The sequence below is a fragment of the Flavobacterium niveum genome (assembly GCF_055231775.1).
In genome coordinates this window covers 137788-160480 of record NZ_JBUYSX010000005.1, presented here as the reverse complement: position 1 = coordinate 160480, position 22693 = coordinate 137788, and the positions used below count along the sequence as shown (strand labels likewise).

The 22693-nt window shown below is 43.9% G+C and carries 17 protein-coding genes; 8 read left to right on the top strand and 9 right to left on the bottom strand.

What is annotated here, in order from left to right:
• The first annotated feature begins 226 nt into the window (after nucleotides 1–226).
• Both ACZIX4_RS13745 and ACZIX4_RS13740 read left to right on the top strand, forming a co-directional pair.
• Nucleotides 227–571: a helix-turn-helix domain-containing protein gene (locus ACZIX4_RS13745; RefSeq protein ID WP_463336219.1), complete on the top strand. Its 345-nt coding sequence runs from the start codon at nucleotides 227–229 to the stop codon at nucleotides 569–571.
• Between the two features lie 86 nt (nucleotides 572–657).
• On the top strand, nucleotides 658–3048 hold the full coding sequence (locus ACZIX4_RS13740) for an ATP-binding protein (protein WP_463336218.1): 2391 nt from the start codon (nucleotides 658–660) through the stop codon (nucleotides 3046–3048).
• Nucleotides 3049–3283: 235 nt separating this feature from the next.
• Here the strand turns inward: ACZIX4_RS13740 and ACZIX4_RS13735 are convergent, their stop codons facing one another.
• The 9 genes from ACZIX4_RS13735 to topA form a co-directional block, all read right to left on the bottom strand.
• A complete protein-coding gene (locus tag ACZIX4_RS13735; protein WP_463336217.1) occupies nucleotides 3284–4642 on the bottom strand; it encodes a sigma-54-dependent transcriptional regulator in 1359 nt (452 codons plus the stop codon).
• Between the two features lie 135 nt (nucleotides 4643–4777).
• A complete protein-coding gene (locus tag ACZIX4_RS13730; protein ID WP_463336216.1) occupies nucleotides 4778–5071 on the bottom strand; it encodes a hypothetical protein in 294 nt (97 codons plus the stop codon).
• Nucleotides 5072–5249: 178 nt separating this feature from the next.
• Nucleotides 5250–8531, bottom strand: a complete 3282-nt coding sequence (locus tag ACZIX4_RS13725; RefSeq protein WP_463336215.1) for a T9SS type B sorting domain-containing protein — start codon at nucleotides 8529–8531, stop codon at nucleotides 5250–5252.
• Nucleotides 8532–8687: 156 nt separating this feature from the next.
• A complete protein-coding gene (porN, locus tag ACZIX4_RS13720) occupies nucleotides 8688–9602 on the bottom strand; it encodes a type IX secretion system ring subunit PorN/GldN (protein ID WP_463336214.1) in 915 nt (304 codons plus the stop codon).
• An 18-nt stretch (nucleotides 9603–9620) separates the two neighbouring features.
• Nucleotides 9621–11150, bottom strand: a complete 1530-nt coding sequence (porM, locus tag ACZIX4_RS13715) for a type IX secretion system motor protein PorM/GldM (protein WP_463336213.1) — start codon at nucleotides 11148–11150, stop codon at nucleotides 9621–9623.
• Nucleotides 11151–11216: 66 nt separating this feature from the next.
• Entirely contained in the window at nucleotides 11217–11849 is a 633-nt protein-coding gene (porL, locus tag ACZIX4_RS13710; RefSeq protein WP_463336212.1) for a type IX secretion system motor protein PorL/GldL, read from the bottom strand.
• A gap of 73 nt (nucleotides 11850–11922) precedes the next feature.
• A complete protein-coding gene (gene porK / locus ACZIX4_RS13705; RefSeq protein WP_463336211.1) occupies nucleotides 11923–13311 on the bottom strand; it encodes a T9SS ring complex lipoprotein PorK/GldK in 1389 nt (462 codons plus the stop codon).
• A gap of 147 nt (nucleotides 13312–13458) precedes the next feature.
• Nucleotides 13459–14616 (bottom strand): formimidoylglutamase, encoded by a 1158-nt coding sequence (locus ACZIX4_RS13700; protein ID WP_463336210.1) that lies wholly within the window; start codon nucleotides 14614–14616, stop codon nucleotides 13459–13461.
• Between the two features lie 6 nt (nucleotides 14617–14622).
• A complete protein-coding gene (topA, locus tag ACZIX4_RS13695; RefSeq protein ID WP_463336209.1) occupies nucleotides 14623–17133 on the bottom strand; it encodes a type I DNA topoisomerase in 2511 nt (836 codons plus the stop codon).
• A 219-nt stretch (nucleotides 17134–17352) separates the two neighbouring features.
• Here topA and miaB point away from each other — a divergent pair, with 219 nt between their 5' ends.
• The 6 genes from miaB to ACZIX4_RS13665 all read left to right on the top strand — a co-directional run bounded on the left by miaB (nucleotide 17353) and on the right by ACZIX4_RS13665 (nucleotide 22658).
• Nucleotides 17353–18798: a tRNA (N6-isopentenyl adenosine(37)-C2)-methylthiotransferase MiaB gene (gene miaB / locus ACZIX4_RS13690; RefSeq protein WP_463336208.1), complete on the top strand. Its 1446-nt coding sequence runs from the start codon at nucleotides 17353–17355 to the stop codon at nucleotides 18796–18798.
• A 187-nt stretch (nucleotides 18799–18985) separates the two neighbouring features.
• Nucleotides 18986–20269 (top strand): sigma-54 interaction domain-containing protein, encoded by a 1284-nt coding sequence (locus ACZIX4_RS13685; protein WP_463336207.1) that lies wholly within the window; start codon nucleotides 18986–18988, stop codon nucleotides 20267–20269.
• Nucleotides 20259–20783, top strand: coding sequence for an LptE family protein (locus ACZIX4_RS13680; RefSeq protein ID WP_463336206.1), 525 nt, complete (start codon nucleotides 20259–20261; stop codon nucleotides 20781–20783). Before ACZIX4_RS13685 ends, ACZIX4_RS13680 begins: the two co-directional genes overlap by 11 nt.
• 90 nt (nucleotides 20784–20873) lie before the next feature.
• Complete coding sequence (locus ACZIX4_RS13675) at nucleotides 20874–21872, top strand: tetratricopeptide repeat protein (protein ID WP_463336205.1); 999 nt, start codon at nucleotides 20874–20876, stop codon at nucleotides 21870–21872.
• A gap of 8 nt (nucleotides 21873–21880) precedes the next feature.
• Nucleotides 21881–22231 carry a preprotein translocase subunit SecG gene (gene secG, locus ACZIX4_RS13670; RefSeq protein ID WP_463336204.1) on the top strand — a complete coding sequence of 117 codons (351 nt, stop codon included), beginning with the start codon at nucleotides 21881–21883 and terminating at the stop codon, nucleotides 22229–22231.
• 151 nt (nucleotides 22232–22382) lie between these two features.
• Nucleotides 22383–22658: a co-chaperone GroES gene (locus tag ACZIX4_RS13665; protein ID WP_411409843.1), complete on the top strand. Its 276-nt coding sequence runs from the start codon at nucleotides 22383–22385 to the stop codon at nucleotides 22656–22658.
• The last annotated feature ends 35 nt before the right edge of the window (nucleotides 22659–22693 follow it).

The following is a 22693-nucleotide window of genomic DNA, read 5'->3' as shown; positions in this document are numbered from 1 at the left end:
TCGAAAAAACGCTTATGGATTTTAATTTAAATCTTATGTTTTAGTAATTTTACTTCAAAATAAATGCTTTAGCCCGCCTGTTATCAGATTTTTTTGCACAACAGTAAAGGCTTACAGAGCAACCGTGTCTGGGGGGAGACGGTACTCAGGATGTAAATAAAGTATTACAGGAGCATTTAGCATTCAACTATTTAACATAAACGTATCCAACTAAAAAATTACTATTATGAACGTAATCGGTCAACGTATTAAGAAACTACGAGAGGAGAAGGGTATTACCCAGGACGCAATGGCAGTACAACTTGACGTTACGCAAAGCAACTACGGCCGCCTTGAAAAAGACGACAGGAGGCTAAACGTGGTAAAACTGCTTAAAATAGCCCGCATACTGGATGTAAACATTATGTATATGTTTAACGGTATGGCTGAAAGCGGAACTGAGCATGCTAAAGAAAGCGGCCTTACGCAGACGAACAAAGAAGTATACGAAATACTGGTAGAGAGCCTGCGCGCAGAAATACAGCATCTTAAAGAGGAAGTTAACTTCCTGCGTGTTATAGTACGAAGCTAAATGTATGCCCGCCATGTGCGGGCATACTTTAATCGTAGCTATGCCGTTTATACTTAACTACTGAAAAAAATCAGTACCTTTATTACATGGTACAAAAACCCAAGGCGGTTAAATACAAAGTTATTTCCGGCTACGTGCTGCTTTTTGCCGTTGCCGTATTATCGGTATGGTTTGCCTATAACGAAATACTTAAAATAACCCCTACTAACAGGCTTTCGGGCGATAATGCCCGCATTATCCGCATAAGTAATACCGTAGCGGCGCTTTATTCTTCTGAGGCCATAAGCCGCAGCGCCATACTGTCTGCCGATAAAGCCGAGCTGAAACGCTACTTCCGCCTTACCGACAGCATAGCCGGTGTTATAGATTCCATTAAAAAACAATCGGAACCTTCGCAGGGAAAAAAGTTTGACAGCATACAGCTGCTCATCCAACGCAAAAAAGCCAGCGTTGCCGATATTTTTAAATTCCGCGAAGACCATAAAGATGACGAATATTATGCCGGTGCTATTTCGGGTATGCGTTCGGCATACGATTCAGTTTGGCAAAGTATAAAACCGGTTACTACCGATAAAAAGAACCAGTACGAGGAACTCGCCACAAAACTGCTGTCTAAGAAACAGTTCGATTCCCTAAGCAAACTGCCTATAAGCAATGACGTATACAAAGAAGAATCGTTAAAGGTGCTTATGGAAATGCGCAAAAAAAGCTTTAAGGCTAACTACCAGTTGTACCGCCGTGAACAGAAGCTACTGGAAGAGAACCGCATAATATCCGACAGGATGCGTGCATTACTTAGCTCATTGGAAAATGAATCGCTTAAAAAATCCTATACCGAAATAAGCACTGCCCGTACCACCATGAACAAAACTGCCAAAACGCTGGCATGGGTAGGCGCCGGTACCTTACTGCTGCTCATTGTATTGGCATGGGTTATTATCCGCGACCTGAGTATCAACCAGGATTACCGCCGCAGGCTGGAGATACTGAACCGCGAAAACGAAGAGCTGCTGCGCACCAAGGGTATGCTTATGGCTACCGTAACGCATGACCTGCAAACCCCGCTAAACAGTATACTGGGTTTCCATGAGCTGCTGAAAAATTCTGCAATAACCGCAGGGCAGCGCGAATACCTGGACAACATTAAAGAGTCTGCCGGGTACATCATGAAGCTGGTAAATGACCTGCTCGACTTTTCAAAGCTGGAAAATAACCGCATCTCTGTAGAAGAAGTTCCTTTTAATGTAAAAAGGACCATAGAGGCTACCTGTACGTCGCTTGAACCACTTGCTGAACAGAAAGGTATAGAACTGAACTGGGACATAGAAGATGTGCTGGACAAGAACTACCTTTCTGACCCATACCGTATAAAGCAGGTGCTTACCAACCTGGTAAGTAATGCCATTAAATTTACCAACGAAGGTTCGGTAGAGGTCACTGCCAAAATTGAAGGCTTTGAAATACTGATTTCGGTAATTGATACCGGCATCGGTATAGCGCCCGATAAACACGCTGCGGTGTTCCGCGAGTTTACCCAGGCCCATGAGGGCATAGAGAAGAAATTTGGCGGTACCGGATTGGGCCTTACCATTAGCAAACGCATTACCGAGTTGCTTGGCGGCACTATTACCCTGGAAAGCCAGGAAGGCCAGGGTACCATCTTCACCATGTCCATACCGTGTGTGGCTGCGAAGAATGACCCTGAAGCTCCAACCAAAACCGCAGGCAACATTGATATTTCCGGGAAAAACATTGTTGTGGTAGACGACGACAGGATGCAACTGCGCCTGATGAAGGAGCTGCTGCAAAACAACGGTGCTAACGTAACCACCGAAGCCAATGCAGCCAACGTGATTGGCCTGCTGGAAAACCAACACGCAGATGTAATCCTTACGGATATACAAATGCCGGGTATGGATGGCTTTGAACTGGTACAGAAAATCCGCAACCACGGTAATCCACACATAGCGGCACTGCCCGTTATAGCGCTTTCGGGCCGACGCGATTTGGAAAAAAGCCGCTATACCGAAAGGGGTTTTACCGGCGCCTGCCACAAGCCTATAAATTTTGAAGCGCTGAAAGCCCTTATAGCAGGCACTACACCAACAGAAAGCACCAGTACTGCCAGTTCACAGAAAGTAGAAAAACTATACGATTTACGCAGCCTGTCGCAGTTTACGCAAGACGACCCGGCATCATTAAAACTGATTATAGATACATTTACGGAAAGCTCTGCCGAGAACTGTACGGAACTTCTAGCAGCAGCCGAAAGCCACGACAATGACCGCCTGGCACGTATTGCCCATAAAATGATACCAATGCTGAAGCAGATGGAAGTACACAGCATAGCCACGCTCCTACTCCCATTAGAAGAACAGACACTGCCATTTAAAGGCGCTGAAAGGATAGCCTATTGTGAGCAAATATGTACCCAAATGGATATGTTGTGCGGGTTGTTGCAAAAGGAAATTGCCTAATTGTGTTCTTTTACCACTAAGGACACAAAGTTTTTTCACAAGGATACACTAAGTTAAACCCTGTATTTTTTTCATAGAGAAAACAATCCCAATAATTGGAATTGAAGAACACTAAGCTTTACGCACACCACTTTGTGTACTTCCGCCTACGGCGGTTAAGAACCTTTGCTTTGTGCCCTTTGTGAAAAAACTTTGTGTACTTAGTGGTAAAATTAAACTCGCAAAATAAGTCGGATTATAAATCTATATTATACAACTTAAGTTTATTGTACAGCGTTTTACGGTCAATATCTAAAAGACGGGCAGCTTTAGATTTGTTGTAGTTTGCCTTTTCCAAAGCCTTTATAATGGCGGCCTCCTCATTTTCTTTGGTATACCCAAAACCTGATGGTTCCTGCGGTTGCGGCTCGCGCATTTCCACCGGAAGCACATCTATAGAAATTACATCGCCACGCTCCAGCAATACCGAGCGTTTTATGATGTTCTTCATTTCGCGTAGGTTGCCCGGCCACGGATATTCTTTAAACAGCTGTACCACCTCAGTACTGAAACCGGTTATTTCTTTACCCAGTTCACCATTAGCTGTATGGAGGAAATGCTTGGCAAACACCATAATATCCTGTTTACGATCGGCAAGGCGCGGTACGCGTATACAAAACTCGTTAAGACGATGGTATAAGTCTTCCCTGAAATCGCCTCGTTTTACAGCTTCATTCAGGTCTTCATTGGTAGCGGCTACTACCCTAATATCTACATTAATTTCATGGCTGCTGCCTACGGGTTTTATTTTACGCTCCTGTAGCGCACGCAGCAGCTGCACCTGTACTTCATACGACAGGTTACCTACTTCATCCAGGAACAGTGTACCACCGTTAGCCGCTTCAAAGTGGCCGGTCTTATCATTTACCGCACCGGTAAACGAACCTTTAAGATGCCCAAAAAACTCACTCGATGCCAGTTCCTTTGGTATGGCGCCACAGTCCACCGCTATATACGGTTTGTCAGCACGTCTGCTTTGGTCGTGTATAGAACGTGCTATATGCTCCTTACCTGTGCCGCTGTCACCTATAATAAGTACCGACATATCGGTAGGCGCCACAAGGCTTATGTGGTCGTGCAGTTGCGATGAGTTGCCGCTGACACCTTTTACAAAGGCAGGCACACCCACAGTTTTTTTCTCAGTTATTGTTTTAGACGCTTTAGCCTCTGTATTTTCTACAGCCGGGGTTTCCGTTTTTTTAAGCGCCTGACCTATAAGGTGGAGTATTTCTTCGGGGTTAATGGGTTTGCCTACGTAGTCTAAGGCTCCCAGTTTCATGGCATTTACAGCCGTTTTTATATCGGTATAGCCCGTCATCAGGATAACGGTAGCCTTAAGCGAATTTTCGCGTATGTATTTCAGCAGCTGCATGCCGTCGGCATCGGGCAGGCGTATATCGGTAAGTACCACATCATACTCCCCGTCCTTCAGCAGTTCCATGGCCTGCGTACCGGTAAAGGCATTTTCGGCATTATACCCCTTTTTCTGCAAAAAGGTTTTCAGCATAACACAGAAAGCCGTATCATCATCAACTACAAGTATCTTAGCGCTCATTTGGGGATAGAAAGGATGTTATTTGCAAATGTAAGTGAAAACAACCTTTGATAATGTTAATAAAAAACAAAAGGGAACTATCGTTCCCTTCTGCCGAAGAATTTAATTCTTCAAATCACCTTACTATATGTCTTATTATTTTTGTTCTTTCAAAAACTCACCTTTTGAGTTGTAGAATACTGTAACCTGTGTTTGCTCTTTTTTAAGCACCAGCTTGTATTCAGAGTCTTCAGAAGCATATGCTTCGGCTATGGTATAACCTTCGTATTTTTCGGTAATCTCTTTCAGTACTGCCGCAGCCACTTTGTCGGTTGCAATCTTGGTATATACTTTTTCCTGGTAAACAGTATCGTTAGTACAGGTGCTTGCAAATGTGTGGTGTGCTGTAAGCAATCCGGCTGCAAAAATTATTAAGAGAAACTTTTTCATAGCAATGGTTTTGTTTGATTTTGTTTGATTAGGTAAATGCAAAATACAGGCCATTTGCCAGAACAAACCACCGACCGCCATAAAACCTTTGAAAAACAAAGGCTTATCTAAATTTCAGCTAAATAATACAGAAATAAAAAAGTGTGGAAATTCCACACCCTGTTGTAGAAATTCCACACTATCTCAACAATGAGAAGTGGCCGCGGTGCACCCGACCGTCATGGCGTTGTATCATGAACCAATAGTCGGTAGCCGGTAGCGGCTGCCCATGGAAAGTACCATCCCACCCTGATGAGTTTGGCCCAAAAGTAAAGATAAGTTTACCGTAGCGGTCAAAGATGCTGATTACCATATCTGGCTCCAGTCGTGAATACTGTATGTACCAGGTTTCGTTATAGCCATCACCATTCGGGGTGAAGAACTTAGGATAATACATTAGTGAAACCTTTCGCTGTACGGTACCGCATTGCTGCTTATCGCGCACAAAAATGTCATAAATACCGGTAGGCAGGTTATTAAACACATAATCGTCCTGGTAATTAATGCCGTCTAACGAATATTCATAATCGTTAGGGTTATCCATTATAATGGTAATGCTGTTTTCATTTTCGGTCCAGTCCACAGTTTCAATCCCTCTTATAACCGGAGGCTCTACCGGAAGCACCGTAATTGTAGCTTCAGAAGAACATTGGTTTAACGAAGAGTAATTAGTAACCGTTACTGTATAATCGCCCGGGTCGCTAACCGTAATAGACTGGGTAGTTTGCCCACCAGGAGTCCATAAATAAGCATCGAAACCTGCACCCGCACTAATGGTTAGGTAGCCCGTTTCCTGACAAAGAAACTGTTCTTCATCTACCGCAAGGTTCGGCCTGGCCCCAACTTCAATCACAAACGGGTAAATATCAGGGCAAAGTTGCACAAATACGTGGCTCATGCGTACATAAATGGTTTGCGGGTTGCTTGTATTTATGTAGTTTTCAGGATTTAGTATAGGATTCACCTGATTTTCAGCATCAGATTCGCTCAGGTAATAAACAATATTATAAGCTTCTGCAGCGGCGCCATTAAGTACGGCAACGTTTTGCTGTGTAAGATCAAACTCCTGGAACAATGATTCGCCCGGGTCCACACACTGCGACATGCTTACCGGCATACCGGCGTCTACAAGGTCGGGCAGCTTTGTAATATCCCTCACCAGGCTACGCGAGGCGAGGCAGGAGTTTTCTACCACAAACTTATAGGTGCCATCGGGCAGGTTCATAAATACGCTGCTGGTACCGTTATCCATTACTAAGGCATTGGTAGCGGCATCGTAGGCGTAATAGTGCATTGGTGCAAGCCCGGTAGCATCAACATATACATTATTTGGCGAACCCTCGCAGCTAACGCTGTAGATGTTGTTTATAGTTACATCATAATAATACTCAAACGGGTCGCCCAGCACTTCGGTACACACTTTAGTGCTTACACCGTTACCGGCAGTCTGGAATGCTTTTACAATCCTGAACATTCCGTAAAACTGGAAATTATAGTTAACCTGTCCGTTGTTCAACGCGATAGAGTTATCGGCAGTAGGGATTGCCCCATCAGTATAAACAACACCTGTATCAGGATGCCCCCACACATCAGGATTGGAAGAAACCCTGTGTTGCAGCCAGTACGTAGCAGTAATCCCGGTAACATTAGCATCTACCATAGAAATGTCAAATGAGTTACACTGCGGCTGAAAAACATATGGAGTTGTATCAGGATGATAGCCCACTACCGTAACACTCACGTCATCTGATATACCGCAAATATCGGTACCAGAAAAGGTGTACGTCCCTTCAGGCAGGTTATCCATATACACCCGCCCGTTAGATGGGTCTATCAACGGAGTAACATCAAAAGGAACCGGTTGTGTATAAGCTGCAGGCGCCGCAGTAAGCGTTAGGCTCACCAGCTTTCCGTTTAAGCTATTGACTGTAATTGTACCGAAACCTTCGGTACAATCCGGTGTAGTTGAAGCCGCAAAGTCCCTCGGTGTAAATGGAGGAACCGTAACAATAACATTTTCATAAACGGCACCGCAATCATCGGTAAGGGTAAGCGTATATGTGCCCAAAGGCAAATTTGGCACCACAAGCCTACCGGAGCCATCAATAAACGAAGACACATCCTGGGGCAATGTGTTAGTGTAAGCCGGAGGGGCCGACACTATAATGGCGGTAACAATCTTACGGTCGGGTATACTGACAACTATACGACCCAAGTCAGAAAAGCAACCATTATTAGCCCCTGTCGCAACAGGATCGGGCTTTAATTGATCTATTTCTATCTGGAAAGGCGCACTCGTACGGTTACATGCATCGGTTATAGTAACGACATAAGTACCCTCAGGCACAGCCATCGTTTCTCCACCAAATGATTGTGGCGAAGTAGTATACGGCCCGGGGTAACCCACATTGTAAGCCACAGGGTCAAAGCCAGATGGAACCGTTGTAAAATTTACAGTGTATGGCGGATTATAATTATTAGCTATCAGGGAAAGATAATAATTACCACAAGGGATAAGGTTTTGAGACAACACCACTGTAGGTAATGGATCGAAAGCATTACCTCCACTATTAAATATTTGGCCACAGCCGTTAGTAATAGAAATATCATACGTGTAAATAACACCCTCAAGATAAGGCAAAGTGTTACTAATTTCCAGAGTTGTAGGGTCACCGTCATTAATAGTATGATTAACCACAATATCGGGGTCGCCGTTAGAAGGATGTATAGTATAAACTATAGTAAGCGGATAGCTGATTATAGTACCATCAGGATACGAAATAGTATTTTCAAGCAGTACACTAGTACAATCTCCCGTTTGCACTTCATCAATAGTTGGCGAAGTTATTGTAGGCGACTGTGCCGTAAAAAACACTGTAAAGGTTCTCACAAAACCATCACCACACTCGTCATACACCCTAACATTATAAGTACCGTCTACAAGGCCTGTAAACACATTAGAAGTTTGTGGAGGGGCAGTTACAGGACCGGTGACAATTTCATACAAACTGGCAGTACCTGCAAGCATAATCACAGTCATCTGGTTACCCGAAGTACAACCGGTTGAGGCAAATTCTGCGTCAAAATTCAGTTCAACAGGAGTAGCTTCATTAATGACAACTTCGGTGGAAAAACTACTGCTGTCTGAACCAAGTGTTTGTAAAGCAGTAACCAGGTATGTACCCGCTTCAAGTCCCGAAACTGTAGGCTGGCTGGTAGAAATTATCTGGAACATATCGGGCAACCTGAACACTGTAAACAAAACCGTTGAACCCGGCGTGGCATTATTTACCGTAAATGTCATGGTACCGTTACCAAGGCATGTTTCGTCTGTGGTAGCAACATCTACCGTAAAGCCCGGCAATTGCGCAAAAAGCATGGCCGGAAGCAACAAACAAAACAATGTAAATAATCGAATCATGCCCGTTGAGATATTAAGGGTAAACGTATGTTAAAACAAATTAGTATACAAATTTTAAGCCGAAAAAATTGTGTAGGTAAGGGCGCACAAATATATGAAAATCAGTAAAAAAAAAGCCAACCCGATGGGTTGGCTTAATTATATTTTGATTAAGAATTAGTAATTCCACATATCCTGTTCGAAATTGCGAATCTTTTCTTTAATCCTTTCTGCTTCAAGAAGCTGCATTTGAGACTTATCTTTAAGATATTTTTCAATATCACGGTCGCCATACACGTTCTCCTCTTTTAGGATTTGACCTGTAAAACGCCTTGAGTTAAGAAGGTGGTCAAATGTAATTGGCATAGCAGAGTTTTTCTCGTTGAACGCCTTTGCTTTGTGTAGCAGAGGACGTGCTGACGGGAAGTAAACCCAGAAAATCCTTATGTAAGTCTTAGCACTCTCATCGCCGCCCATTGTATATACATCGGGAACAACCGGAGCAATAGCCATCATACGGTATTTAAGCTCACCCTGGCGCTTGTCAAAGTACCAGTAACCCATTACTTCGTAACCTGCAACATCAATTGCCTTAATATCGGTCCTTACAATAAACTCTTCGCTGATTTTCTTCTTACCGCTAAGGTAAGCTTTCCTGTCAGAGTTCATTTGCTCGATACCGGCATCAGTAGTATCAATCTTTGTTAAAGACTTTTCAATATCTTTTAAAGATTTCTTGGTTGTAAAATAACTGTCGTCATAAACTTCAGTTATCTTCCCTTCTTTAACCGCTGTAGATAATACATCGTAAAGCGGCTTACGATCCGGGCCAAGATTTTGATCTACCGGGAAATATAGCGGGAAGTTAACGCGCTGGTTTACATCGATAAACTCCCACACTTTCCTACCTAATAGGATATCCCTGTCACCCACATATCCATAAGGAAGCGGATTGTCGTTATCTAAAGATTCCTGTGCTGCTGTCTTCTTGCCTATTTCAGCAGGGGTTTTTGCATTCAAAAGATTTGATTGTGCAAAACCGGTAGCAGTAAGGAAAAATAAAACAGCTAATGAAAATAACTTCCTGCTCATTTAAACTTAAATTAATAATTATTGAACTTCGTAAGTACATTGAGACACACGCTTGGCAGCCTGGTCAATACCTTCGAATTTAGCTTTGATTTCTGAAATTACAATCAGGTCACCACGGCCTGCTTTTTCAACAGCAGCCTTAGCCCTTGCATCAAGTTTGTTACCTGAAACAACGATAGTAGGCTGACCAGGAACCCTGATGTTAAACTGTGTTACAGTTACATTAACAGGGAAATCGAAATCTTCCAGTGTAGCAGTTACAGTAGAGTTCTGAAGGCTTGACTTCGGACCTTTAGCAGCAACCTCACTACGTATCATACCTGTTGGAGCAGGTATACCTTTAATACGGAATGCTTTCTTAGCAGTGAATGACTTACCTCCAGGCATCTCTGCAGTAACATTGATTGTTACTTCAGTACCAGAATTTGGAGTAAGAACAAACTTACCAGGACCACCTGCGGCACGAAGGCCAGGAGCAGTAGCCTTAACTTTATCAGCACCGATACCGGCAACAGATATTGCTATAGGGTTGTCTACACCACGGTAAACCACGTTCATTTTCTCAGCAGAGATTGTAGCTTCTTTAGGTTGAGGAACTACAACATACTTACCTTCGAAAGCAAGCGGAACAGCTTTTCCGTCTTCAGTAAATACGAATTTACCTTTGATATCATGCTCACCTACACCGGCAGCACTGAAATCAAGCTTAGCCTGACCATTTTCGATTTTACCAGGACCTTGAAAATCAGTAGGAACAGTATTCTCATCATAACGACCAAGAACAACTTTACCGGTTACTTTTTCACCTTCAAAGTAAGCATTTTTATCAAGTACTACAAGCGCAGTATAGTTCTTCATTGAGCTTTGCTCAAGAGCCGCTTTACCAAGGGCGATGTTATAAACACTTGCCTCAAGAACTTCCACATTGTTCTGCATTGCAGAAAGCTTAGTAAGTGATGCAATTGCAGGGAAACCTTTAAAGTGATAATCAAGATATTTCTTTTTCACACCTTCGCCATCAGTAATATCAGCAGTACTAAACTTACTGTCTATTTCAGTAATAAGCGGCTTATACTTAACATCATTACCTATAGCAGCTTTCATATCTGCCTTATACTTTTCGATAGCAGCAACAACTTCTTTACCTTTAGTAGAATAACCATCACCGGCAAACCAAGCTTCGTCAATTTTGTCGCCTTTATCCATCTGCTCGTATGGCAATTTACCATGCTCTTTTTCAATTTCTTTAGTAATATCGCCTTTAAGGCCTTCGATATATTTAAAGAAACCTGCAGAAATTGTTTTTACCTTTTCAGATATAGCCAATGCCGGCTTAAATGATGGCGACTCAACAGCTTTAGCAGCTAAGGCGTTATACATCGCAGCATTAGTTTTATTTGCTTCTATGTTTGAAGATTCAAACTGCTCATTCATCAGACCGAAAGCGGAAAGTACCTCTTTCGACATATTTAAGGCCATCATAGCGATGAAAACCAGATACATCAGGTTCACCATCTTCTGCCTTGGGGTTAATTTACCTCCTGCCATTTCTAATTAGTCTCTTTTTTGTTTTTAAAAAAATCGTTGATCAATTATTACTAATTAGCAATGTAATTAGCCCCTGTTGCCCATAGCAGAAAGCATTCCGCCATATACACTGTTTAGCTGAGCGATGTTTTTAGTCATAGCAGCCATTTCACCTTGTAGTTTAGCAGCGTTCTCAGCGATGTCTTTGTTAGCAGCAGCATTACGCTCAGCGCTTTCAAGCTGTATTTTGTAAAGACCGTTAAGTGCTTCCATTTGTGCAGCAGCAGAAGTCATTTCTTCGCTGTATTTTTTAGTTGAAGCAACAGCATCAACAGTAGGAGCTATACCTTTAGCAGCAGATTCGAAGTTTTTGATGCTGTTACCAAGGCTAGACATAAGCTCACCGTCAATTTTAGCTTCTTTAAGAAGAGTGTCAAGTTTTTGAGAAAGAAGGCCAGAAGCTTCAGATGGAGATTCTTTTTTAGCATCTTTCTTTGTTGGCTCGCCGCCAGCTAGCTCAGGATAAACAAGAGACCAGTCAAGTTCTTTGTGTACAGGTTCGAAAGCAGACATAGCGAAGATGAACGCCTCAGTACCAAGACCGGCAATAAGCATTCCACTCGCACCAGGCCAGTGCATCAGTTTAAATAGTGCTCCGATGATTACAACCGCTGCTCCAAGACCATAAGCCATGTTCATTACTCTTTGTGGTAGTGCCATAATAAATAATTTTAGTTTTTAGTTAAGTTAATTAATATTCAAAAAATTAAGTTGGTACGTATAGATTTTTAATTTATTGCCTTGTTGCAGTACTTTCAGTACCCATGTAATCCTGTACAGTCCTGAAACCTATGTAACTCCTTGCAGAATCCCTGTATTCCCAGTCGCGGGTAGCATTTTGAAGGAAGTAAGCAACGTCTTTCCAAGAACCACCACGAACAACTTTACGTTCGTTTTTACGGTCGTTAACGTTAGGGTTCATTGTAGAAACATATTCGTAAGAACTAGCATCGTAAGATGAATCCGTCCACTCAGATACGTTACCTGCCATGTTGTACAGGTTAAAATCGTTAGGATCAAAAGAGTTAGCCTCTACAGTGTAAAGCGCACCGTCTGCAGCGTAGTCACCCCTGTTTGGCTTGAAGTTAGCAAGGAAACATCCGGTGTCATTCTTAGCATAAGGACCACCCCAAGGGAAAGTACCTGATTGCAGGCCACCCCTTGCAGCATATTCCCATTCTGCTTCAGTAGGAAGACGGAACTGGTTTACAAACTGCCTTTTCTTAGATTTTTGGAATGTATTTTTGTAAAGCGTCCTCCATGCACAGAAAGCTTTAGCCTGATCCCAGCTTACACCCACTACAGGATATTCACCGTAAGCATCATGCCAAAAATAGTCATTGTGCATAGGTTCGTTGTACGAGTAAGCAAAGTCCTTAATCCACACAGTGGTATCAGGATATACCTGTACTTTTTCAGGCACAAGGTATTTACTCCTCTTATTCCTGCTGTTACCAGTAGATTTATCTTTTGCAGCAGCTTCTATATCAAGCCACTTATACGTAAACACAAGTTTAGATACATCAAGAGTCTTTAACCCGTTATAAGACTCTGATTCCGGCAAATACATAGAATCCATTACTTCCACATAATACTCATCCGGGTATTTTTGCGGATCGTTAATAAGCTTAGCTTTGTGGTTAAGCTTACGTCCTGAATACGGATCATTAGGATCAAGACCTACACTATAGTAGTTCTCATACATATACTTATCGTAAGGAGATTGCTCCTCACCTTCAGCAGCCTGATCTTTAAATGCGTACTCACCTATACCTCCGCCACCTGGTTTCTGACCCTGCTCATCTGCAAGAATAGCAAGCCTTGTCCTGATAGTGGAATCCTTTACCCACTCTACAAACTGGCGGTATTCGCTGTTTGTAATCTCTGATTCATCCATATAAAATGAACGAACAGTAACAGTCTTGGTAGGAGCATCCTGAACATTAGCCAAATCGTCGTCAGACTTACCCATGATGTAAGCGCCACCAGGAACCAAAGTCATACCATAAGGCTTCTCAGGCCTCCACTTTTTTCCTCTAACACCCACTAGTTCTCCACGGTCACTGGAGCCACAGCTGATTAGTAACGATAAAGTTGCTGTTAATGCAATGAACTTCTTCATAAATTCGGGTTATTAATGTATTCTATTTTTAAGGGCGTAAACCTATTTATATTTTTTTAAAAAAACAATTTTTTTAGTCAAAAAAGCTTTCGGCAGCAAAACAATTAACAAGTTCAACTTTTTAAGAGCTTTTTTATATAAAAACCGTTAAATTATATTCTTTCTTTGAGCTTTCCATAATCGCTCAGGATACTCATTATTACAGGCCGTTAGGTAATCTTGGTAGCTACATGGTAATAACGCGGTAGTTTTAACTTTATTATTGCCAATTTTACTACTAAACACGTCAATCCACCAACGATCTGTTACATCACTCTTGTAAAACACCATCTCTTCCTCATCAAGGGCAACGATATATTTGGTATAGTTTTCACGGCTGCCGAACGGAAATTCGCCCGACCTGAAGTTAACACCTTCTATAAAATACCAAAGCACCTGTGCTATCAGTACCGATTCCTGCTTTGTATCGCTATGGTTAAATATACCGAATGACGAAACTTTGTCGCTAATACCTGAGTACCGCGCTAAAATACAAATTTCTTTGCCATCAAAACCATTTGGCATAAATTTAACAATATTACCCGAATCACCTGATTTTACAACATTCATATCTATACTCACAAAATCAGCATCACGGAACACCGGTTCGGCCACAGTTATATCCTTACACACCTCACCCAGCCTGTAAGCATCGAAGTACAATTTCTCTATAAGGTCTATTTCCTCCTGCGAGTTAAAGTAGGTCTGGTACCCCACATTACTGTAATTAAACAGGTTGTGCGGCTCCTCTATAACCATACGGGTTACAAACGAACGCGCCGACATAGATTCGTCTTCCTTACCGAAGTCAAAACGGGCATCTACGTTTACGTAGTTCACCATCTGTTCCAGCTTGTCGTAACCACGGTATACGGCATACGCCAAATCCTGCGCTCCGCCTATAAATACTGGTATTACACCCTGTTTCAGCAGTTGCTCGGTAACGGTTTTTACCAGATAATATGTATCACTTATGGTATCACCCGGTTGTATATCACCCAGGTCGGCCATATTTACATGCCAGTTGCCCGGGTACAGTCCATAAAATTCTTTACGTATATAATTAAGGTGTACGTGCGGGCGCTGCTCATCGAGCTGCCCACGGTTATCCAGCACACCTATAAAAGCCACCTTAACCGTATCCAGCTCAGGGAAACCGGCTTCAGCACTGTGTACTATTATTTTTTTGCCCAAAGACTGCACCGACAGTTCCTCGCGGAATGCAAGCACATTTTCGTTTACCGGCTGTAAAAATTCAAATCCCATACGGTATTATTTCTTTTTGGCAGTAGTTGTTTTCTTTGCAGCAGGGGCTTTTTTAGCCGCAGCCGTTTTCTTGGCTGGTGCTTTTTCGGCTATCATAGCCTGCACCTGCTCTAATGTAAGTGCCGCAGCATCTACATCTTTATTAAGCTCTATTTTAACCTTACCTTTAAGGATCACCGAACGGCCCCAACGTGCTTTTTCTACGCGGATGCCCTCGCTCTCCCAGTTATGGAGTACCTTATCCTGGTCTTTTTGCAGTTTGTCTTCTATCAGGTTTACAATATCGTCCTGGCTCAACCTGTCGAAATTGTATTTCTTGCTCACATTGATAAAAATACCATTCCATTTAATGAACGGCCCGAAACGGCCCACGCCCTTTTGTACCGGCTGGCCTTCGTATTCGCCTATCGGGGCATCAGCCTGTTGCTTCTCCCCTATCAGTTCTTTCGCCCTTTCAAGCGTTACATCCAGCGGGTCTTCGCCTTTTGGCAATGAAATAAAGGTTTTACCAAAACGCACATACGGGCCAAAACGGCCGTTATTCACCTCTACCTCCTCACCCTGGTAGTTACCCAATACTTTCGGCAAGGCAAAAAGCCCAAGCGCCTCATCAAGGGTTATAGTACCGATATTTTGCTCCGGAAGCAGGCTCGCAAATTGCTTCGCCTCGTCGTCCGGTTCGCCTATCTGCGCCATTGGGCCAAATTTACCCAAACGCACACTTACCGGCTTGCCCGTAGCCGGGTCTGTACCCAGTATACGTTCGCCCGACTCGCGTTCTGCATTCTTTTCAACATCCTGAACCGTTGGATGGAAGTGGCTGTAAAAGTCTTCCATCATCTGCGTCCAGTCTTCATCACCCGAAGCTATGGCATCAAAATCCTCCTCTACCTTAGCGGTAAAGTTATAATCAAGTATGGTATCAAAGTGGTTTACCAAAAAGTCGTTTACTATGGTACCGATGTCGGTGGGTACCAGTTTACCTTTGTCTGAACCCACATTCTCACTCAGCAGTTCCTGCTTTATACCGCCTCCCCTAAGGGTAAGCTGCGCATATTCGCGGCGCTGTCCTTCAAAGTTACCTTTCTCCACATAGTTCCTGCCAATGATGGTACTAATGGTAGGTGCATACGTAGACGGACGGCCTATACCCAGCTCTTCCAGCTTCTTAACCAGCGCAGCCTCAGTATAGCGGGCAGGCGGGCGGCTGAAACGCTCGGTAGCGGTTATGTAGTTATTAGCAAGCCTTTCGCCTACGCGAAGTGCCGGCAGCATACCTTCCTGTTCTTCTTCGTCATCGTCATGCCCTTCAAGGTATACTTTCAGGAAGCCTTCAAACATCAACACCTCACCCGAAGCAGTAAATTGCTCCTTGTGGTTGTTGGCATCAATTTTCACATTGGTACGCTCCAGTTGCGCATCGCTCATTTGCGAAGCCACAGTACGTTTCCAAATCAGGTCGTAAAGCCTTGCCTGGTCACGGTCTATGTTTACACCGTGCAGCGACATATCTGTAGGACGGATGGCTTCGTGCGCCTCCTGTGCCCCTTTACTCTTGGTATTGTAATTACGCGGACGGCTGAACTCCTTACCGTACGAACGGATGATTTCCGCTTCGGCAGCAGCCATAGCTTCGTTGCTCAGGTTAACGCTGTCGGTCCTCATATAGGTAATAAGACCCGCTTCGTACAGCCTTTGCGCCAGCATCATGGTAACACCTACTGGGAAGTACAGCTTACGTGCCGCTTCCTGTTGTAGTGTAGACGTGGTAAATGGTGCGGCCGGAGATTTTTTGGCCGGTTTGGTTTCAAGGTCGGCAACTTTATACGCCGAACCGATATTTTTATTCAGGAAATCCTGTGCTTCCTGTTTTGTAGCAAAGTTTTTTGGCAGTTTTGCCTTGAAGGTTTTCCCTGCTTCATTGGTAAATTCGGCAGTGATACTAAAAGAAGCTTCGGCTTTAAAGTTTTGTATTTCACGTTCACGCTCTACGATAAGACGTACCGAAACCGACTGTACCCTACCGGCAGAAAGGCCGCTTTTTACTTTTTTCCAAAGCACGGGAGACAGTTCGTAACCCACAAGCCTGTCCAATACACGGCGTGCCTGCTGCGCATTTACCAGGTTGTAGTTAATGCCGCGTGGGTTTTCTATGGCTTTTTGTATGGCAGTTTTGGTAATCTCATGGAAAACGATACGCTTTGTTTTCTTCTGGTCCAGTTTTAGTTCTTCCGCCAGGTGCCATGCTATCGCCTCACCCTCGCGGTCCTCATCGGAAGCCAGCCATACGGTTTCTGCCGATTTAGAAAGATCCTTGAGTTTCTTTACCAATGCCTTTTTATCGGGCGAAACTTCGTACTTTGGTTTAAAGCCTTTTTCCACATCCACACCCATTTCCTTACTCGGAAGGTCGGCTATATGTCCGTAGCTGCTTTCTACCTGATAGTCTTTCCCTAAAAATTTTTCAATGGTCTTTGCCTTTGCAGGTGACTCAACGATCACTAAATTCTTTGCCATACAAACTCTTCTTTGGGGGCAAAAGTATATGTTTTTTTTAAATATAGTGTTTTAGTGTTTTTAAAATATGCCATTTTAAGGCACGTTTAAGCCCCCATACATATTATATATGTATATATAGTCGAAAAAATTTTCTGCGCTACGGCTGTCAACTTGGCAGTATATTGAATTTTATCTATATCTTTGCCCCTTCTAAAAGCAAGATGCAGTAGTGTATTTATGGAAAAGATAATTGAAGAGAACAAGCAGGGCAACAGCCTGGTGCTGGAACAAAAGGAAGGGAACACCAAAAAACTGTTTATAGAAAGCTACGGCTGCCAGATGAATTTCTCGGACAGCGAAATCGTGGCGTCTATCCTGGCCAATGAAGGTTATAACACTACCCAGAATTTAGAGGAAGCCGACCTGGTACTGGTAAACACCTGCTCTATACGCGATAAGGCAGAACAAACCGTGCGCAAAAGGCTGGAAAAATATAACGCCGTAAAAAAAATAAACCCGGGCATGAAGGTGGGCGTACTGGGCTGTATGGCCGAGCGCCTTAAAAGCCAGTTCCTGGAAGAAGAGCAGATTGTAGACATGGTGGTAGGCCCTGATGCCTACAAAGACCTGCCGAACCTGCTTAAGGAAGTGGAAGAAGGCCGCGATGCTGTAAACGTTATCCTGAGCAAAGAAGAAACCTACGGAGACATATCTCCCGTAAGGCTTAACAGCAACGGCGTTACCGCATTTGTATCGATAACCCGTGGGTGCGATAATATGTGTACCTTCTGTGTGGTGCCGTTCACCCGTGGCCGTGAGCGCAGCCGCGAGCCGCAAAGCATTATGGAAGAAATCCAGCAGCTTTGGGACAAAGGCTTTAAGGAAGTAACACTGCTTGGCCAAAACGTAGACAGCTACCTGTGGTACGGCGGTGGACTTAAAAAAGACTTTGAAAAAGCCAGCGATATGCAAAAAGCTACTGCGGTAGATTTTGCACAACTGCTGGATATGATAGCCATCGCGTTCCCGAAAATGCGTTTCCGCTTCAGTACTTCTAACCCACAGGATATGCACCTGGAGGTAATAGAGGTTATGGCGAAACACCATAATATATGCAAATACATACACCTGCCGGTACAAAGCGGCAGCACCCGCATACTTAAGGAAATGAACCGCCAGCACACCCGCGAGGAATACATGGCACTGGTAGACAACATTTACCGCATTATCCCGGATATTTCGCTTTCGCAGGACATGATAGCAGGTTTCCCTACCGAAACTGAGGAAGACCACGCCGATACCCTGAGCCTAATGGAGCACTGCCAGTACGACTTCGGGTTTATGTTTGCCTACAGCGAACGCCCGGGTACGCTTGCCGCCCGTAAAATGGCCGATGATGTTCCGGACGATGTAAAAAACCGCCGCCTTACCGAAATCATAAACCTGCAACAAAAAATGGCACTGGAGCGTACCCAGCGTTTTGTAGGCCAGGTGGTTGAAGTACTGGTAGAAAAAACATCCAAACGCAGCGATGCCCACTGGAGTGGCCGTACATCTCAAAACACCACAACGGTTTTCCCTAAGGGTAATTACAAGCCGGGTGACTTTGTAAATGTACTAACCTACGAATGCACCACATCTACCTTGATAGGTGACGCTGTGGGGTATAGCGAAATGCAATAAATTCTTAGTTTAAGGTTTCAGGTTTAAAGTTTCAGGTTGACGGAGTCTGAAAACAGGTTCGATTTTCACGTCACACAACTTGAAACATGGAACTTTAAACTTGAAACCAACAACAAAAAGTATCGCTTAAGTAAGATTTAGGGATTGAGTAAAAACTTGAAACCTTAAACTTGAAACAAACAAATGTATGGAAAGCGTACAAGCCATAAAACAACGATTTGAAATAATAGGGAACGACCCCAAACTGAACCGCGCAGTAGAGAAGGCCATACAGGTGGCCCCTACCGATATTTCGGTGCTGGTTACCGGAGAAAGCGGTGTGGGTAAGGAAAGCATCCCGAAAATTATACATGCCCTCTCCCACCGCAAACACGGCAAATACATAGCTGTAAACTGCGGCGCGATACCCGAGGGAACTATAGACAGCGAACTCTTTGGCCACGAAAAAGGCGCCTTTACCGGGGCAACCTCTACCCGCGAAGGGTATTTTGAGGTAGCCGACGGTGGTACCATTTTCCTGGACGAGGTGGGCGAACTGCCGCTTACCACCCAGGTACGCTTACTGCGTGTACTGGAAAATGGCGAGTTTATAAAAGTTGGGTCGAGCCAGGTACAGAAAACCAATGTACGCATTGTGGCAGCGACCAACGTAAACATGTTTGATGCCATACAAAAAGGCAAGTTCCGCGAGGATTTGTATTACAGGCTCAGCACAGTAGAGATTATGCTCCCTCCCCTGCGCGACCGTAAGGACGACATCCACCTGCTGTTCCGCAAGTTCGCATCAGATTTTGCACACAAGTACAAAATGCCGCCTATAAGGCTGGAAGACGATGCCGTAGCTTCATTAATGAAATACCGCTGGAGCGGAAATATCCGCCAGCTGCGCAATGTTGCAGAGCAAATTTCCGTTTTAGAAACGAACCGTAATATAAACGGCAGCGCATTGGCATCGTATTTACCCGATGGCGTGGTGAGCAACCTGCCTGCGGTTATCCCGGATAAAAAACAGGAAAGCGACTTTACAAACGAGCGCGAAATACTGTACAAGATCCTATTTGACATGCGTGCAGATATTAACGACCTGAAAAAGCTGACCATGGAGCTGATGCAAAACGGCAACAGCAGCAAGGTGCAGGAAAACAACAAGGGCCTTATACAGCGCATTTACGGTCAGGACGGGAACAGCCGCGAGTACGAAGAGGCCGACAACGACTACTACAGGCCACAACCTGTGCAACGTGTGGAAAGCCTGCCGGAGCACCACGATGACGACGATGATGATTATGACGGCAATTACCTGTATGCCGATACCGTGGAAGAAGAGGAAACGCTTCGCCTGGACGAAAAAGAAATAGAACTGATTAAAAAAGCCCTGGAACGAAACAAAGGCAAACGTAAGGCCGCCGCCGATGAGCTTGGCATTTCGGAAAGGACGCTATATAGAAAAATAAAACAATATGACTTATAAGTCTTTTTTACGCGTGTTACGCATACTGCCGGCTGTGCTGGTACTGTTTACCCTAAGTGGGTGCGGGATTTACTCGCTTTCGGGTTCTAACATAGACCCTAAGGTAAAAACTTTCCAGGTGAATTACTTCCAGAATACGGCAGAGGTGGTGGAACCGGGTATAGAGCGTACCTTTACCCAAAGGCTGCAAAACCTGATACAGAACCAGACCAACCTGAGCCTTACCAACAGTAACGGCGACCTGCTGTATGAAGGCGAAATTACCGAATACCGCGTAACGCCTATGACGGCTACTGCCAACCAGACGGCTGCGCAAAACAGGCTTACCATCAGTGTCATGGTGCGCTTTACGAACAAATACAAGGAAGACGACAACTTTGAAAAGCGCTTTAGTTTTTATTACGACTATCCCGCTAACAGCATGCTTACCGGTTCTACACTAAGCTCGGCACTCGAAGAAATCTTTGAACGTATAACCCAGGATATCTTTAACGAGTCGCTGGCGAAATGGTAATTAGCTGTTGGTTGTCGGTTGTTGGTTGTCAGTCTTACTCAGACTACGTGAAGCTTCCAACAACCGACAACCGACAACCATCAACTAAAATTGAATACAAAAGACTATACATACCTGCTTAATAAGCCTTATTCGTTAACCGACAGGCAGGCTGCGGAACTGGAAAGTATCCTCATGGAATTCCCGTACCTGCAAAGCGCGCGCGCGGTGTACCTGAAAGGACTATACAATAAAGACAGTTTCCGGTATAACGGCGAACTAAAAAAAACGGCAGCGTATACCACAGACCGTACGGTTTTGTTTGAGTTTATAACTTCAGAGGAGTTCAGGAGTATCGATTACAACCAGCTTGAAGCAAAAGAAAAGGCTGTGGCAGCAATAGAAGTCGCTGAAGAAATTACTGTTGCCCCTGCCTCTGTTTCCGCAGAAGAACCCCAATTAAAAGCCGACCCTACCCCGCTAAGCAGTATCGAGAAGCTGGAACGCTCCATAAAAATGCTAATTAAGGAACCGGAACCCGAAGCAGTTGCCCCGGCAGTTGTGGAAGAAACCGCCCAAGCCGAAGAGACTCTTATAACTTTAGAAATCACCGAACCGGAACCTACTCCTGCCCCATCAGCAGAAACCGAACAGGAAACCACTATAAAGCCCGAGCCTATCGGCAGCCCGCTGAAATTTGGCCAAAGCGAAAAACATTCTTTTGCCGAATGGCTGCAACTTTCGAAGCTTAAACCTATAGACCGCAGCATACCTGCACCGGAAACAGAGGCCGCCCCTACTGAGGAAAAAACCCCTGAAGTGCCAACAGCACTTGATAAAAAACTGGAGCTTATAGACCGATTTATAGAGGCCAGCCCTAAGATAACACCGGTTAAAGCGGATACATCGGCATGGGAAAACCTCAGCAAAAAAACCGGCGATACACCGGGGCTGATGACCGAAACACTGGCGCGTGTATACCTGGAACAAAAAAAATATGCAAAAGCCATACAGGCTTATGAAATTTTAATTTTGAAATATCCGGAAAAAAGTGTTTTCTTTGCAGACCGTATTTTAGAAATAAAAGATTTACAACAAAATAACAATTAATAAGAACAATGATTAGTTTCAGTATTTTCCTGGTATTTATAACCATTGTGAGCTTCCTGCTTATCGTGGTAGTTATGGTACAAAACCCTAAAGGCGGAGGCCTTTCTTCATCAATAGGCGGCCCTCAGATAATGGGTGGTGTACAAAAAACAACAGATTTCCTAGACAAAAGTACCTGGACACTTGCTGTAATACTGGTATTGCTTATCATATTCTCTAGCCTTAGCCTTGGTGCAGGTGGTTCATCTGAACCGCTGATTGACGAAAGCGCTGTACCGGCTACACAGGCTCCTGCAAACGGTGCTGCTGCTCCTGCCACAGGAACACCGGCTGCCCCGGCCGCACAACCACAGAAATAAGAATATCTGTAATATATTTTCAAAAAAATGCCAGCCTGTCAAAGCTGGCATTTTTTTTACATGTAAATTTGGCAGTAATTTAAAATGGCACAATTTCTGAAAAACTGTTAGCAACAAAATAATTTTAACAAACAAAAAAATAACAATACATATGGCTTTAAACATTAAACCGCTTTCAAACCGTGTTCTGGTAGAACCGGTAGCCGCCGAAACACAAACAGCTTCAGGCCTTTTTATTCCTGACACTGCTAAAGAAAAACCATCTAAAGGTGTTGTTGTTGCCGTAGGTAACGGTACAAAAGACTATGAAATGACCGTAAAAGTGGGCGATACCGTGCTTTATGGCAAATATGCCGGCACAGAACTGAAGTTTGAAGGTAAGGATTACCTTATTATGAAAGAAGAAGAAATCTTCGCTATCATCTAAGGAGTTTAATTGTTTGACAAAAACCATAAAAGAGA